The organism is Actinophytocola gossypii, from assembly GCF_025165815.1.
GTDB lineage: Bacteria > Actinomycetota > Actinomycetes > Mycobacteriales > Pseudonocardiaceae > Actinophytocola > Actinophytocola gossypii.
In genome coordinates this window covers 21,522-36,183 of the sequence record NZ_JAFFZE010000032.1, presented here as the reverse complement: position 1 = coordinate 36,183, position 14,662 = coordinate 21,522, and the positions used below count along the sequence as shown (strand labels likewise).

The window sequence follows — 14,662 nt, the reverse complement described above, 5'->3', positions numbered from 1 at the left end:
TCAGGGTTCCTCACTCGCGGTTCGGCTGCCGTGGTACCAGCTCAGCACCCGGTGCTCGACCAGCCGGAACAGCACCGACAGCAGCACCCCCAGCAGACCGAGCAGGATCACCCCGCTCCACATCTGCGGGATCTGGAAGCCGTCCTTGAACTGGATCACCGAGTACCCGAGGCCGCTGTTCGCCGCGAACATCTCGCTGATCACCATCAGGATGATCCCGACCGACAGCGCCTGCCGCGCGCCGGTGACGATCTGCGGGCTGGCCGAGCGGACCACCAGGTGCCACCAGCGCAGCCGGCCGCGGATCCGGTACGTGCGGCAGGTGTCGGCGAGCACGTCGTCGACCGAGCGCACCCCCTCGACGGTGTTCAGCAGCACCGGCCACAGGCAGCCGGAGACGATCACCAGGACCTTCATGGTGTCGCCGATGCCCGCGACCAGGATCAGGATCGGCACCAGCACCGGCGGCGGGATCGCGCGCAGGAACTCCAGCAGCGGCTCGGTCGTCGCCCGCACCCACCGGTTCGAGCCGATCACGATGCCCAGCGCGACGCCGAGCAGCAGCGCGGCCGCGTACCCGATGCCCAGCCTGGCCAGGCTCGGCAGCACGTCGTCGGTCAGCCGCGAGCCGAACCAGGTCTCCGGGAACACCTCGACGATCGTGGCGAGCGGCGGGAAGTAGAAGTCGGTGCTGCCGGCGCTGGCGAACCACCACGCGGCCACCAGCACGACCGGCAGCCCGAGCGCGAGCACGACGCGGCGCAGGACGGTCATGCCGGCACCTCCGTCCGCATCGACGGATGCCAGTGCAACGCGCGGCGTTCCGCGGCCCGGGTCATCACGTTCGCGACCACCCCGAACAGCCCGGTGACCACGATCAAGGCGTACATCGCCGGTACCGCGCCGGAGGTGCGCGCGATCGCGATCTCCTGCCCGAGCCCGGGGGGGCCGATCACCAGCTCCCCGGTGATGGTGAGGATCAGCGCGACGGTCGCGGCCAGGCGCACGCCGGTCACGACGTAGGGGAGCGCGGTCGGCCACACCAGGTATCGCACCCGCGCCAGGCGGCCGAGCCGGTAGGAGCGGGCGGTGTCGTGCGCCACCGGGTCGATGTCGGCGACCCCGTGCAGCACCTGGACGAGCACCTGCCAGAACGCCGCGTACACGACGAGCACGAGCGTCGAGGTGACCGTGGGCCCGTACAGCACGACCACGAGCGGGATCAGCGCCACCGACGGGATCGGGCGCAGGAACTCGATGGTCGAGGACGTCGCCGCGCGCACGATCGGCACCGAGCCGAGCGCGATGCCGGCGAGCACGCCCAGCAGCACCGCGATGGCCAGGCCGAGCAGCCAGGTGCGGGTGGTGTCGAGTACCGCCGTCCAGAACCGCGCCTCGCCCGCCTGCTCGGCGAGCGTGGTCAGGATCGTGCTGGTGGGCGGGGCGTACCGCTCGGAGACGAGCCCGATCCTCGGCGCCAGCTCCAGCAACACGCCGAAGCCGAGCAACCCCGCCAACCCCAGCACGAGTCTCACGGCAGAAGGGCCTCCACGTCGGCCTCTTCCGGCAACAGCCCGTCCTCCAGCGCCAGGTCAGCGAGGGTCTGCACGGACTCCCGGTTGACCTCCGCCGGCCACTTCGGGAGCGTGAGCTGCTCGATCACCTCCGGCGCGATCTCGGTGTAGGTGCCGATGATCTGCCGGGCCTCGTCCGGATGGGAGTCCGCATAGGACAGTGACTCGGCCATGGCCTCGGTGAACCGCTTGGCCAGGTCCGGGTCCTCGGCGAGCAGCTGCTGGGAGGCGAAGTACACGGCCACCGTGAGGTCCGGCGCCGCGTCGACGTAGCTGGAGGCGATCTTACGGCCGCCCTGGGCGAGCACCGCCTGCTGGAACGGCTCCACCACGAACACCGCGTCGACCTGGCCGTTCGCGAGCGCGGCAGGCTGATCCGGGAACGGCAGCGCGGTGAACTTCACCTTGCTCGGGTCGCCGCCCGCCTCGCGTACCGACGCGCGCACGCTGGTGTCGACGATGTTCTGCAACGTGTTCGCCGCGACCGTCTTGCCCTCCAGATCGGCCGCCGTCTCGATAGGACTGTCGGCCTTGACCATCAGCGCGGCGAAGTCCTCGCCGTCCACGCCGGTGGAGTTGACGCCGTTGCTGACGATCTTGATCGGCAGGCCCTGGGAGTGCGCCAGCAGCATGGAGACCACGTTGCTGAAGCCGAACTGGTACTGGCCGGAGACCACCGCCGGCACGATCGCCGCACCGCCCTCGGCCGTCTCGAGCGAGACCTCGATGTCCCGCTCGGCGAAGAAGCCCTTCTCGACGCCCAGGTAGATCGGCGCCACGTCGAGGATCGGGATGACCCCGACGGTGACCTTGTCCGGCTGGTCGGGGGACCCGCCCCCGCCGTCGTCGCCGTCCGAGCCGCAGGCGGCCGTGGCGAGGAGGATCGGCGCTAACAGGAGCGCGGCGAGGTGTCGGCGCATCGGCGGACTCCCTATCGAGTGGCGTGTTCGGAGATCGCACGCTCGTTCTCGTGGTGAACGTAGAGGTACCTCACGGGGCCGTCAACCGTTGACTGACCAGTGGGCCGCTCCTATCGTGCGAGTAGTGAACGCTCGTTCGTCATGCGAACGGAGAGGGCATTGGCCGAGCTGGTGGGACTGGCCGACGGCGTCGCGGAGCTGGTGCGGGACGGCGACACCGTGGCGCTGGAGGGCTTCACCCACCTCATCCCCGCACGCGCCGGGCTGGAGATCATCCGGCAGCGCAGGCGCGACCTGACCCTGGTGCGGATGACCCCGGACCTCGTCTACGACCAGCTCATCGGCGCCGGCTGCGCGCGCAAACTCGTGTTCGCCTGGGGCGGCAACCCCGGCGTCGGCTCACTGCACCGGCTGCGGGACGCGGTGGAGAACGGGTGGCCGGCGCCGCTGGAGCTGGAGGAACACAGCCACGCCGGCATGGCGAACCGGTACGTCGCCGGCGCGTCCGGCCTGCCGTTCGCGGTACTGCGCGGCTACCAGGGCACCGACCTCGCCGGCCACACGGACACGATCCGCACGGTCACCTGCCCGTTCACCGGCGAGGAGCTGGCGGCGGTGGCGGCGCTCCGCCCGGACGTCACGGTGATCCACGCCCAGCGGGCCGACCGGCGCGGCAACGTGCAGCTCTGGGGCCTGGTCGGCGTGCAGAAGGAGGCGGTGCTCGCGGCGAGCCGGTCGCTGGTGACGGTCGAGGAGGTCGTCGACGAGCTGGAGCCCCGGCCGGGCGCGGTGGTGCTGCCGTCGTGGGTGGTGACCGCGGTGGCGGAGGTCCCGGGCGGCGCACGACCCTCGTACGCGCAGGACTACTACGAACGGGACAACGACGCCTACCGCGCCTGGGACGCCGTGAGCCGATCCCGCGAGCGGTTCACCGAGTGGCTGGAATCGGTGCGGGAGCGAGAGCGAGGGAGCGTACGCCGTCTGGACTGACGAGCGCGCGCAGGCGCGTCAGCGCCGAGCACGGGAGGAGGGAAGACGGCGTGTCAGCGACTGAGCGAAGCGAAGAATCGAACACAGCGATGATGGCCATCGAGGCCGCGCGGGCGTTGGCCGGGCACGTGTCGTGCTTCGTCGGGATCGGGTTGCCCAGTACCGCGGCGAACCTCGCGCGGCGGGTGCACAACCCGGACCTCGTGCTGATCTACGAGTCCGGCGCGATCGGGGCCAAGCCGAGCAGACTGCCACTGTCCATCGGGGACGGTGAGTTGGGGGAGACCGCGGACGCCGTGGTGTCGGTGCCCGAGGTGTTCAACTACTGGCTCCAGCCAGGGCGGATCGACGTCGGGTTCCTGTCCGCGGCGCAGCTGGACCGCTTCGGCAACCTCAACACGACGTTCGTCGGCGGCAGCTACGCCTCGCCGAAGGTGCGGCTTCCGGGGTCCGGCGGGGCGCCGGAGATCGCGGCCTCCTGCCGGGAGGTGTTCGTCATGGTCCGGCAGAGCCCTCGGACGTTCGTGGACGCGCTCGACTTCGTCACCTCGGTCGGCTACGGGACCGGGGCCGGGCACCGAGCCGCGCTCGGCCTGCGTGGTGCCGGGCCGGTCCGGGTGGTCACCGACCTCGGTGTACTGGAGCCCGATCCGGATACCCGGGAGCTGACGCTGACCCGCGTGCACCCCGGCGTCGCGGTGCCCGACGTGCTGGCCGCGACCGGCTGGGACCTGCGGGTCGCCCCGTCGGTCGGCACCACCGCACCGCCGACCGAGCAGGAGCTGACCGTGTTGCGTGGCCTCGTGGAAGGGAGCCAGTCGTGATCATCGGCTACCAGCGGGACCCGGGCGGCACGCATCCGCCGCTCGCCTCGCCCGGCTACGGCTCGACCGTGCTGCGCGCGCCCACCCAGGAGCCGGTGCTGCTGCCGCACACCCTGACCGAGGTCACCGGCCCGGTGCTCGGCGAGGGCCGGGTGCTGCCCACCGACCACGACCTGACCCGCCAGCACGACGGCGAACCGCTGGGGGAGCGGATCATCGTGCACGGGCGGGTGCTGGACAGCGACGGGCGCGCGGTGCCGGACACGCTGGTGGAGCTGTGGCAGGCGAACTCGGCCGGGCGGTACGCGCACGTCCGCGACCAGCACCCGGCGCCGCTGGACCCGAACTTCACCGGCGTCGGCCGCTGCCTGACCGACTCGACCGGCCGGTACCGCTTCGTCACGATCAAGCCGGGTGCCTATCCGTGGCGCAACCACGAGAACGCGTGGCGGGCGACGCACCTGCACTTCTCGCTGTTCGGCCGCGCGTTCGTGCAACGCCTGGTGACCCAGATGTACTTCCCCGGCGACCCGCTCTTCCACCAGGACCCGATCTACCTCGCCGTGCCCGAGGCGGCCCGCTCGCGGATGATCTCGTCGTTCGACCTGTCCGAGACGGTGCCGGAGTGGGCGCTGGCGTTCCGGTTCGACATCTTCCTCAGGGGACGCGAACAGACTCCGATGGAGCACCAGTGAGCGGGAGGGAAGACGGCGTGTTGGCGACGGAACGGAGCGAACCATGAACACAGTGAAACTCACGCCTTCCCAGACCGTGGGCCCGTTCTTCTCGCACGCTTTGACCTGGTTGGACGGTCCGGACGTGGTCGCCGAGGACGCGCCCGGCGCGATCTGGTTGCGCGGCAGGGTGTTCGACGGTGCCGGCGAGCCGGTGCCGGACGCGCTGATCGAGAGCTGGCAGGCCGATCCGGACGGCCGGTTCGACCACCCGGACGACCCGCGCGGCGCGGTACCCGGCTTCCGCGGCTACGGCCGCAGCGCCACCGACGACGACGGCCGGTGGGGGATCCGCACCCTGCTGCCCGGCCGGGTGCCCGGTGTCGACGGACGGCTCCAGGCACCGCACGTAGACTTGTCGGTGTTCGCCCGCGGGCTGCTCGACCGGGTCGTGACCAGGGTCTACTTCGCCGACCAGCCGTCCAATTCGGACGACGCGGTGCTGTCGGCCCTGCCGGCGGACCGGCGCTCGACGCTGATCGCGCCGCGGTCGGCCGACGGGTACACGTTCGACATCCGGTTGCAGGGCGAGCGTGAGACGGTGTTCTTCAGTCTGTAGTCGGGGAGTGAGCGGTGGCGGGGCGTGGGCCGGACTTCGTGCAGTCGCTGGAGCGCGGGCTGTCGGTGATCCGCGCCTTCGACCACGAGCACCCGGAACTGACGCTGAGCGAGGTCGCCGCGGTCACCGGCGTCACCCGCGCGGTCGCCCGGCGGTTCCTGCTGACCCTGGCCGACCTCGGCTACGTCCGCAACGACGGCCGGTTCTTCTCGCTGACCGCGAAGGTGCTGGAGCTGGGGTACGCGTACCTGTCCAGCCTGACGCTCCCCGAGGTGGCCGAGCCGCACCTGGAGGCCCTGGTCCGCGAGGTCAACGAGTCCTCGTCGATCTCCGTGCTGGACGGGCACGACGTGGTGTACGTGGCGCGCGTCCCGGTGAGCCGGATCATGACCGTGTCGATCAGCGTCGGCACCCGCTTCCCCGCCTACGCCACCTCGATGGGCCGGGTGCTGCTCGCCGGTCTCGGTGACGAGGAACTGGCCGAGTACCTGTCGACGGTCAGGTTGGAACGGCTGACCGCGCGGACCGTCGCCTCGGTGGCGGCGCTGCGCGGGGAGCTCGCGCGGGTGCGCGGCCAGGGCTGGTCGCTGGTGAACCAGGAGCTGGAGGAGGGCCTGCGCGCGCTGGCGGTGCCGGTCCGGGACCGCTCGGGCGCGGTGGTCGCCGCGGTGAACGTCTCCGCCCACGCGAGCCGGACGTCGCTGGAGGCCATGCGCCGCGACCTGCTGCCGCCGCTGCTCAGGACCGCGGCGCGGGTGGAGGCGGATCTTCCCGGCACCCGCGCTCGTCGCGCCTGACGGTCCACTCGGCGGTGTGGCCCAGGATGCCGGGGATGTCCTCGGTCAGCCGGGCGAAGTCGATGGCCTGGGAGATCAGTCGGTCCGGGTGGTCGGCGATGGCGGCCCAGGCCCGCGCGCGTTCCTGCTCACTGGCGAAGCGGCCGTGGTCGAAGGCGCGCCGGGCGGCCGCGCGCAACGCGTCCAGGTCGTGGACGACGATCGTGAGCGACGCGTCGACCTGATAGCGCCTGGTCGGGTCGTCCGTGCGGACGATGGCCCGCAGTTCGGAGCTGGACAGTTCGTGGGTCATACAGCCATGGTGCGACCGCTTTCCCGGCTCCGGCCAGCGAGAACGGCCCTGATGGGGGTTATTTCCGGGTCGTCCCCTACTGGCCCGGGCCGGGCAACTTTGGTCTGGACCTTGACGGGGCGGTGCCGGACATACCACGGTTGGAGGTGAGAGCGCTCTCACGATCTCGAAGGCCGGGCCCGGGCCCGGCTCCCCTGCGAACACCAGCGAGAGACAGCGAGGGCAATCAGATGAGAATGAGGAGAGGCAGACTGCTCGTGGCGGCGGGCGCGTGCGCGCTCGTCGCACTGGGTGTGGTGACGGCGCCCGCCGTGTCGGCCGCCCCGGAGGACCCGGCAACCGCACCGGCCGCCGCGTCCGACGGAATGATCGCCGCCATGCAGCGCGACCTCGGCCTGACCGAGGCGCAGGCGGTCGCGCGGGTGCGCCAGGAGGCGTCCGCCATGCGGATCGACCCGAAGGCGAAGGCCGCCGCCGGCGCGGACTACGGCGGCTCCTGGTTCGACGCGGAGCGCGGCACGCTCGTCGTCGGGCTCGCCGGCGCGGACCGGGCCGACGAGGTCCGGGCCACCGGCGCCGAGGTGGCGGTCGTCGAGCACACCCTGGCGTCGCTGGACGCGGCGAAGGCGCGGCTGGACAGGGGGAAGGCCCCGGCGAGCGTCGCGAGCTGGCGGGTCGACCCGAGAGCGGGTGGCCTGGTGGTGTCGGTCGTGCAGGGAAGCACCGACCGCGCGGACGTCAAGGCCTTCGTCGACCGGGCGTCCGGGACGGTGCCGGTGACGGTCGAGGAGGTCGACGCGCGGCCCGAGACCCTCGCGGCCGGGACCGTCGGCGGCGACCCGTACTACATCAACGACCGGGTGCGCTGCTCGATCGGGTTCTCCGTGCACGGCGGGTTCGTCACCGCCGGGCACTGCGGCGGCACCGGCGCGTCGGTCAAGGGGTGGGACGGCTCCGCCATGGGCAGCTTCGCGGGCAGCTCCTTCCCCGGCGACGACTACGCGTTCGTGCGCATCGGCCACGGCTGGTGGACGGTGCCGGTGGTGCTCGGCTGGGGCACCGTTCCCGACCGGCTCGTGCGCGGCTCGTCCGAGGCACCGGTCGGCTCGTCGATCTGCCGGTCCGGCTCGACCACGCACTGGCACTGCGGCCGGGTGCTCGCCAAGAACGAGACGGTCAACTACGCCGAGGGCGCCGTGCACCAGATGACCAAGACCAGTGTGTGCGCGGAGGGTGGTGACTCCGGTGGGTCGTTCATCACCGGCGAGCAGGCACAGGGAGTGACCTCCGGCGGCTGGGGCAACTGCTCCTCCGGCGGCGAGACCTGGTTCCAGCCGGTGAACGAGATCCTCGGCCGGTACGGGCTGAGCCTGGTCACCGCCTGACCCGTCCCGACTGACCTGCGAGATCGGCGAAAGCCGATGGAACGCACCGCCGTTCGCACATGCGCCGGCACGTGAGAACGGCGGTGCTACTCCCCGGTTGGCCGCAGAGCGCGTACTCTGAGTCGTCGATGCTGACCCGATAGTCGACGATGGAGGGGCGGAGATGGCCGCGGACGACCCACGCGGTGACGCGGAGGAGTCGGTCACGCCGGGTGCGCCCGGCGCCGAGGCCAGTGGCGCGCCCACCGCCCGCCGGATCGTGCTCGGCGCGCAGCTGCGGCGGCTGCGCGAGGCCGCCGACATCACCCGCGCCGACGCCGGCTACCACATCCGGGGCTCGGACTCGAAGATCAGCCGGATGGAGCTCGGCCGCGTCGGCTTCAAGGAGCGCGACGTCGCCGACCTGCTCAGCATGTACGGGGTCACCGACCCCGGTGAGCGCTCGGTGTTCCTGGAGATGGTCCGCAAGTCCAACGAGCGCGGCTGGTGGCACCGGTACACCGACTCGATGCCGGACTGGTTCCAGGACTTCGTCGGGCTCGAGGAGTCCGCGTCGCTGATCCAGAACTACGAGCTGCAGTTCGTGCCCGGTCTGCTGCAGACCGAGGAGTACGTGCGCGCGGTGATCAGCCACGGACGCCCGGATCAGCTCGACGAGGGCGGCGAGCGGCGGGTCAGGCTGCGTTTACAGCGTCAGAAGGTGCTGTCCCGGTCCGGCGCGCCCCGGCTGTGGGCGGTGGTCGACGAGTCGGTGCTGCACCGGCCGATCGGCGGGCCGGCGGTGCTGCGCCGGCAGCTCGACCACCTGCTCGAGGTGACCAGGCAGCCGAACGTGACGCTGCAGGTGGTGCCGAACGAGATGAGCGGCTACTCGGCCGAGGGGTCGTTCAGCGTGCTGCGGTTCGCCGAGCCCGCGCTGCCGGACGTGGTCTACATCGAGCACCTGGCCGGCGCGCTGTACCTGGACCGACCGGGCGAGATCGAGCAGTACGGCCGCGTGATCGACCACCTCGCGGTGGACGCGGAGACGCCCGACCGCAGCCGCCAGCTGGTGTCGAAGATCCGCGCGGCGATCTGAATCCGTTACCCAACTGGGTGACATCTGAAAGTAGTTCACGTGATCACGAAAAGTAACCCGCCGCGCTGACCTGCGCGGACACTTCCCGTCACGGATGATGACCAGATCGTGTGCGCCCGTGGCGTCTGCACGTGCATTTACCGCTGCACCAGCACGTGTTAGCGTTTTTCATGCAACTGCACGTGCAGATGCACCCACTGTCGGTCGCAGTGGGGGTTGTCGGGGCAGGGGAAGGTGGGCAGACATGACAGACAGTCACAACACCGGCGTTCGTAACGGAATGTCCGCGGTCGAGCTCGGTGACGCCACCTGGCGCAAGAGCAGCCGCAGCGGCGCGGTCGGCAACTGTGTCGAGCTGGCGTGGCCGGAGCGGGGAGTGGCGGCGGTGCGGAACTCGCGCGACCCCCGCGGGCCCGTGCTCGTCTACGAGCGGGCCGACCTGGTGTCGTTCCTGGAGCGCGTGAAGACCAGCTGAAACCGGCGCACAGACCGGTGTGAGCACCGAAGGAGGCCCGATGGCCGCCAGTGCAACGTCCCGCCCCGGCGCGACGAGCACCGATGACCAGCTCCGTGCCCTCGTGGCCCGTGGCTTCCGGTTCGTCGACCCGAGGGACGAGCACGGCGACGTCGTCGCGGTGGTGGGGGTTCGCGCCCACCACGACGTGGTCGACGTGGTCCAGCTCAACGACGAGGACGACGTCGTCGCGTCCCGGATGCCCGCCGACCAGGACGTCATGGCTCCGCGCCGGGTGTTCTGGCAGGAGACCGGTCCGGCGCACGAGGTGCTCGCCAAGCTCCTCGACCTGCCGGACGACCGGCTCGGGGGCATCGTGCTCGCACACGGTCGCATCGCCTGACCTGCCCCGGGGGCACCCGATGCCCTGAAGGTCACCTTCGCCGACGCCCGGCGTCTCCGAAGGTCACCTTCAGGGCATTCGGCGTTACCGGGCCAGGCGGGTCACGGTGGGCAGGCCCGCGTCGCGCCAGGCGGTGTAGCCGCCGATGACGTCGGCGACGTTGGTCAGCCCGAGCTGGGTCATCACCTGGTGCGCGGCCAGACTCGACGTGTAGCCCTCGTTGCACATCAGCACGATCTCCCGGTCCGCCTCGCCGTACCCGAGCTCGTCCAGCCGATGCTCGCTGGTCACGTCGAGCCGCCACTCCAGCACGTGCCGGGACACCGCGATCGCCCCCGGCACCTCCCCGAACCGCCACCGGAACTCCGTCGGCCGCAGGTCGACGAGAAGCCCGCCGCGGCGCAGCACCTCGGCCGCGGCCGCCGGTTCGTGCCGGGTGATGACCGCCCGAGCGGCCGCCAACAGGCCACTGATCCGGTCGGTCACAGCGCCGCCTCCCGCAGTCGGGCCGCCTCGGTCTCCAGCGCGGTGGTGTCCGGCTCGGGGTTGTCGCAGGAGATTTCCCGCAGGTGGTGCATGCCGGTCGGCAGCCAGCAGTAGAAGTTCATCGAGCGCAGCGGTGGGGAGTAGGCGTGCACGGACACCGTCGGCTCGGTGCCCACGTTCACCAGGTTGTGCAGGTAGTCGGCGCCGAACCCGACCGTGTCGCCCGCGCGGTGCCGGCGGGTGCGGAGCCCGGTGCGGCGCACCGAGCCGTGGTCCTCGGTCAGCGACCCGCGGACCACGGTGAACGCGCCGACGCTGCCGCCGTGGTCGTGCAGCAGCGTGTCCTGGCCGATGTCCCAGCAGATCAGCCACACCTCGTGGGAATCGGTGCGGTGCAGTCGCGAATAGAACCTTCTGGTCAGATCGAAACGGACCGACTCAACCCATTCCTCGGGCTTTTCGGCGATTTCGGTGACGATTTCGCGCAATTCCGCCGGAGTTCGTGCGGAAGGCGCGTCGGAACGAACGTACGTACTCACGAGACAAGCCCTTTCGGTCGCATCCCGCGGTGTCCGCGCACGCCGGCCGCGGCAGTGCACCCGCGACCCTCGCTCGAGGCCACCACGAGAGGTATCTCGCTCGAGTCGTGCCGCCGCGCGGCTCACCTGTGCCGGTGACACGCTGCGGCACGGCCCGATCAGCCACTATGGTTTCCCGGTGGGATGAGCGATGCTCGCCCGTTAGCCTATCCGGCGGGAGAGCCGGGAGACAATCTCTGGGAGACAATGCTCGGCGAATGCCGGCGAAGGGAAAGCGCCATGCGGATAACCAGGGCGCAGCGCAACGCCGTCGCCGAGAAGGTGACGAGCCTGGAACGACAGTTCTACGGCCGCGGCCCCCGCAACGTCCAGGTCTCGGTCAGCGACGACGACCCGGTGAGCCTCGTCGTGCTGTCGATCGACAGCCTGACCGTCGCCGACTCCGTGCTCGGCGAGCGCGGGCACCGGGAGGCGGTGATCCGCCACCACGAGGCACTGCACGAGGCCACTCGCGCCGACTTCCTCGCCGCGATCGAGGACATCGTCGGCACCCCCGCGACCGCCTACCTGGCCCAGGTGCACCCGACCACCGGCACCGCGGTCCGGGTGTTCGTCTTCTCCGGTCATATTCTGGAAGAACCGGGCTGACCACCGAGCGGAACCCGACACGACCGGGTGAAACGCCTTCACTCCATCCGGCGATAAGGTCGACGCATAGTTGGCAAAGGGTACGTGTCCGCTCAGGAGAACGGTGCGCAACAAGGTCTGGCTCGCCCTCGGGGCGGCCGTCGCGGTGCTGGGCGGCCTCGTGGTGATCGTCGTGGGACGGCCGGCGCAGGCGGCGCCGGTCCTCGAGGACGGCTTCGTACTGCAGGAGATCCCGACCGGGATGGAGCCGCCGTCGGCCGCCGGACCGGGTGACCTGATCACCGACTTCGGCTACCTGCCGGACCAGAGCCTGATCGCCACGGGCAAGTTCGGCAAGGTCATGTGGGTGCCCGAGACGGGCGAGCCCCGGCAGCTGGCCATGCTGCCCACCAACGCCACCGGCGACCTCGGCCTCACCGGCTTCGCCGTGGCACCGGACTACGCCACCAGCCGCGCCGTGTACACCGGCCGCGTGGTTGACGGCACCGGCGCCGGCTCCGGCGCGCAGGGCGTCATGCGGCTGAGCCGGTGGACGGTGACCGTCGACGCGGCGGGCGACCCGACGGGCCTGACCGACGAGCAGGTGATCCTGCGGGCCTCGGCGGACTCGAACGTGCACGGCGTCGGCAGTGTGATCGCCGCCGAGGACGGCTCGGTCTGGGTCAGCATCGGCGACTCCGCGCACTTCCAGGGTGCGGACCCGCTGTCACTGCGCGCACTGGACATCGACGATCCGCACGGCAAGCTGCTGCGCCTGCGCCCCGACGGCACCGGCGTGCCGACCAACCCGTACTTCGATCCGGCGAACCCCCGGTCGGCCCGCAGCCTGGTCTACGCCAGCGGGTTCCGCAGCCCGTTCCGGTTCAGCCTGGACCCGGTGTCCGGGCGCCCGCTGCTCGGCGACGTCGGCATGGGCAGCTACGAGGAGATCAACCTGGTCAACGCCGGCGCGAGCTACGGCTGGCCCTGCTGGGAGGGCAACCAGCGCACGCCGGTGTGGCGCGAGGTCCCGGAGTGCGCCGCGGTCACCGGCACCGCACCGCTGTGGACGTATCCGCGCTCCGAGGGCAGCAGCGTCACCGGCGGGATCGTGTACACCGGCGAGACCTACCCCGAGGCCTACCGGGGCCGGTACTTCTTCGGCGACTACACGAGCCCGAACCACCTGTGGACCCTGCGGTTCGACGACCAGGGCAGGCTCGTCACGCCGCCCGAGGACGGCGGGCTCGGCAGCGGCGTCGGGAGGCCGGTCAAGTTCGCCGCCGTGCCGGGCAGCGGGGACATCGCGTTCGCCGACATCGGTGCCGCCACCATCCGCCGGCTGGTGTACGCGCCGGGGAACCACCCGCCCACGGCGGTGATCACGAGCACCGTCGATCCGGCGACCCGCACGGTGACCTTCGACGGCTCCGGCTCGTACGACCCCAACAACGACCCCCTCGGCTACGAGTGGGACTTCGGTGACGGCACCACCGGCACCGGCGCGACGGTGACCCACACCTACGGGCCGGGCGAGAGCTTCACCGCCACGCTGACCGTGCGCGAGTCCCGGGCGTCGGACTCCGCGACCGCGACCGTGTACCCCGGCAACCACCCGCCGGAGCTGACCCTGAGCCCGCCGGACCCGGAGCACCGGTTCGTGGTCGGCGAGACCATCACGGCCACCGGCAGCGCCACCGACGCCGAGGACGGCGCGCTGCCGGTCGACTGGTCGGCGAAGCTCGTGCACTGCCGGGGCATCGGCAACTGCCACGACCACCCCGGCGAGCAGCAGCAGGGGCCGACGTTCACCATGCCCTTCGAGGGCCATCCCGGTGACACGCACCTGGAGATCACCGCGGCGGCCACCGACAGCAGGGGCGCGGTGGCGGCGCGGACCTTCGTGGTGCACCCCAAGCAGCGCCGGATCACGATCGAGAGCAGCGTCGCGGCGGCGTTCACCATCGGCGACGAGCAGACCAGCTCCGGGCTGTTCACCGTCGGCTCCGTGCTGACGATCGTCGCGCCGGGGACGGCCGCCGACGGCGTCGCGACCTTCGAGGCCTGGGCCGACGGCGACCGGAACCGGGTGCGCGAGCTGCGGCTCGGCGACGCCGACCAGACCCTGGGCGTCACCTACCTGACGCCGATCGACCGGCGGTACGCCGGCGACGAGGCGCTGCGGAACCGGCTCGGGGCGCCGACGCTCGCCGAGCAGGGTGACACCTCGGTGCGCTGGCGCGAGTACGCGGGCGGCCGGATGTACTGGACCCCGGCGCACGGCGCGAAGGGGATCTTCGGCGGGATCCTGACGAACTTCCTGGCCGTCGGCGGGCACCCGGTGTTCGGCGCGCCGATCACCGACGAGCTGCCGGGCGCGGGCGGCGGCGTATACACCCTGTTCGCGCCCAACGGCAGCGGCGGCCGAGGGATCTTCTGGACGCCGGGCACCGGGGCGAAGCGGGTGGCCGGCGCCATCTACAGCCGGTACGACGCGCTCGACCGGGACCGGGGCGTCCTCGGCTACCCGACCACGAACGAGACCTGCACCGCGACCGGCTGCTACAACCACTTCCAGCGGGGCTCGATCTTCTGGAGCCGGGGGACCGGCGCGCACGACGTGCGCAACGCGATCCGGGGCAAGTGGGCGGCGCTGGGCTGGGAGCGCGGCTTCCTCGGCTACCCGTACACCGGCGAGACCCCGACCCCGGACGGTCTCGGCGCCTACAACCACTTCCGCAAGGGCGACCGGCTCGGGTCCATCTACTGGAGCCGGGCGACGGGCGCGCACGAGGTGCACGGGCCGATCCGGGCCCGGTGGGCCGCGCGCGGCTGGGAACGGAGCTACCTCGGCTACCCGACGAGCGACGAGTTCGCCCACAACGGCATCCGCCGGCACAACTTCCAGGGCGGCTACATCCTCTACGACCCCCGCACCGGCTCGGTCAGCGATCACCGCCACTGACCACCGCAACTGAGGACGCACGCGGTTTGTCGGTG

General features: G+C 71.4%; 17 protein-coding genes. 11 read left to right on the top strand and 6 right to left on the bottom strand.

Annotation, left to right across the window (positions count from 1 at the left end; all coding sequences use genetic code 11):
* Genes JT362_RS34010 through JT362_RS34000 form a run of 3 tightly spaced genes read right to left on the bottom strand, consistent with a single transcriptional unit; the run spans position 1 to position 2,494 of the window.
* Positions 1 to 774, bottom strand: a complete 774-nt coding sequence (locus JT362_RS34010) for an ABC transporter permease (RefSeq protein ID WP_260196028.1) — start codon at positions 772 to 774, stop codon at positions 1 to 3.
* The gene (locus JT362_RS34005; RefSeq protein WP_260196027.1) at positions 771 to 1,535 is read right to left on the bottom strand and encodes an ABC transporter permease; all 765 of its coding nucleotides are present in this window, start codon (positions 1,533 to 1,535) and stop codon (positions 771 to 773) included. The genes JT362_RS34010 and JT362_RS34005 overlap by 4 nt, the downstream gene beginning before the upstream one ends.
* Entirely contained in the window at positions 1,532 to 2,494 is a 963-nt protein-coding gene (locus JT362_RS34000; protein ID WP_260196026.1) for an ABC transporter substrate-binding protein, read from the bottom strand. The genes JT362_RS34005 and JT362_RS34000 overlap by 4 nt, the downstream gene beginning before the upstream one ends.
* Before the next feature lie 159 nt (positions 2,495 to 2,653).
* Between JT362_RS34000 and JT362_RS33995 the strand changes: the two genes are divergently transcribed.
* From JT362_RS33995 to JT362_RS33975, 5 genes are all read left to right on the top strand, one after another.
* Positions 2,654 to 3,484: a CoA transferase subunit A gene (locus JT362_RS33995; protein WP_260196065.1), complete on the top strand. Its 831-nt coding sequence runs from the start codon at positions 2,654 to 2,656 to the stop codon at positions 3,482 to 3,484.
* A gap of 89 nt (positions 3,485 to 3,573) precedes the next feature.
* Positions 3,574 to 4,308, top strand: a complete 735-nt coding sequence (locus tag JT362_RS33990; RefSeq protein WP_260196024.1) for a CoA-transferase subunit beta — start codon at positions 3,574 to 3,576, stop codon at positions 4,306 to 4,308.
* Positions 4,305 to 5,003, top strand: coding sequence for a protocatechuate 3,4-dioxygenase subunit beta (gene pcaH / locus JT362_RS33985; protein WP_260196023.1), 699 nt, complete (start codon positions 4,305 to 4,307; stop codon positions 5,001 to 5,003). The genes JT362_RS33990 and pcaH overlap by 4 nt, the downstream gene beginning before the upstream one ends.
* A 43-nt stretch (positions 5,004 to 5,046) precedes the next feature.
* A complete protein-coding gene (gene pcaG, locus JT362_RS33980; RefSeq protein WP_260196022.1) occupies positions 5,047 to 5,601 on the top strand; it encodes a protocatechuate 3,4-dioxygenase subunit alpha in 555 nt (184 codons plus the stop codon).
* 14 nt (positions 5,602 to 5,615) lie between these two features.
* Complete coding sequence (locus JT362_RS33975) at positions 5,616 to 6,398, top strand: IclR family transcriptional regulator domain-containing protein (RefSeq protein ID WP_260196021.1); 783 nt, start codon at positions 5,616 to 5,618, stop codon at positions 6,396 to 6,398.
* Here the strand turns inward: JT362_RS33975 and JT362_RS33970 are convergent.
* The gene (locus JT362_RS33970) at positions 6,340 to 6,690 is read right to left on the bottom strand and encodes a hypothetical protein (protein WP_260196020.1); all 351 of its coding nucleotides are present in this window, start codon (positions 6,688 to 6,690) and stop codon (positions 6,340 to 6,342) included. The two genes, JT362_RS33975 and JT362_RS33970, sit on opposite strands and share 59 nt — an antisense overlap.
* A gap of 236 nt (positions 6,691 to 6,926) precedes the next feature.
* On the opposite strand from JT362_RS33970, the gene JT362_RS33965 reads away from it, so the two are divergent.
* The 4 genes from JT362_RS33965 to JT362_RS33950 all read left to right on the top strand — a co-directional run bounded on the left by JT362_RS33965 (position 6,927) and on the right by JT362_RS33950 (position 10,010).
* Entirely contained in the window at positions 6,927 to 8,075 is a 1,149-nt protein-coding gene (locus JT362_RS33965) for a S1 family peptidase (RefSeq protein WP_260196019.1), read from the top strand.
* Positions 8,076 to 8,238: 163 nt separating this feature from the next.
* Entirely contained in the window at positions 8,239 to 9,153 is a 915-nt protein-coding gene (locus tag JT362_RS33960; protein WP_260196018.1) for a Sco1979 family transcriptional regulator, read from the top strand.
* Between the two features lie 244 nt (positions 9,154 to 9,397).
* Positions 9,398 to 9,628: a DUF397 domain-containing protein gene (locus JT362_RS33955; RefSeq protein WP_260196017.1), complete on the top strand. Its 231-nt coding sequence runs from the start codon at positions 9,398 to 9,400 to the stop codon at positions 9,626 to 9,628.
* Between the two features lie 40 nt (positions 9,629 to 9,668).
* On the top strand, positions 9,669 to 10,010 hold the full coding sequence (locus JT362_RS33950) for a hypothetical protein (protein ID WP_260196016.1): 342 nt from the start codon (positions 9,669 to 9,671) through the stop codon (positions 10,008 to 10,010).
* Between the two features lie 84 nt (positions 10,011 to 10,094).
* Here the strand turns inward: JT362_RS33950 and JT362_RS33945 are convergent, their stop codons facing one another.
* Together JT362_RS33945 and JT362_RS33940 are read right to left on the bottom strand one after the other, a co-directional pair.
* Positions 10,095 to 10,496 (bottom strand): rhodanese-like domain-containing protein, encoded by a 402-nt coding sequence (locus tag JT362_RS33945; protein WP_260196015.1) that lies wholly within the window; start codon positions 10,494 to 10,496, stop codon positions 10,095 to 10,097.
* On the bottom strand, positions 10,493 to 11,035 hold the full coding sequence (locus JT362_RS33940) for a cysteine dioxygenase (protein ID WP_260196013.1): 543 nt from the start codon (positions 11,033 to 11,035) through the stop codon (positions 10,493 to 10,495). Before JT362_RS33940 ends, JT362_RS33945 begins: the two co-directional genes overlap by 4 nt.
* A 279-nt stretch (positions 11,036 to 11,314) precedes the next feature.
* Between JT362_RS33940 and JT362_RS33935 the strand changes: the two genes are divergently transcribed.
* On the top strand, positions 11,315 to 11,683 hold the full coding sequence (locus JT362_RS33935) for a Na-translocating system protein MpsC family protein (protein WP_260196012.1): 369 nt from the start codon (positions 11,315 to 11,317) through the stop codon (positions 11,681 to 11,683).
* Between the two features lie 103 nt (positions 11,684 to 11,786).
* Positions 11,787 to 14,627 carry a PQQ-dependent sugar dehydrogenase gene (locus JT362_RS33930; RefSeq protein ID WP_260196011.1) on the top strand — a complete coding sequence of 947 codons (2,841 nt, stop codon included), beginning with the start codon at positions 11,787 to 11,789 and terminating at the stop codon, positions 14,625 to 14,627.
* Positions 14,628 to 14,662: the final 35 nt, after the last annotated feature.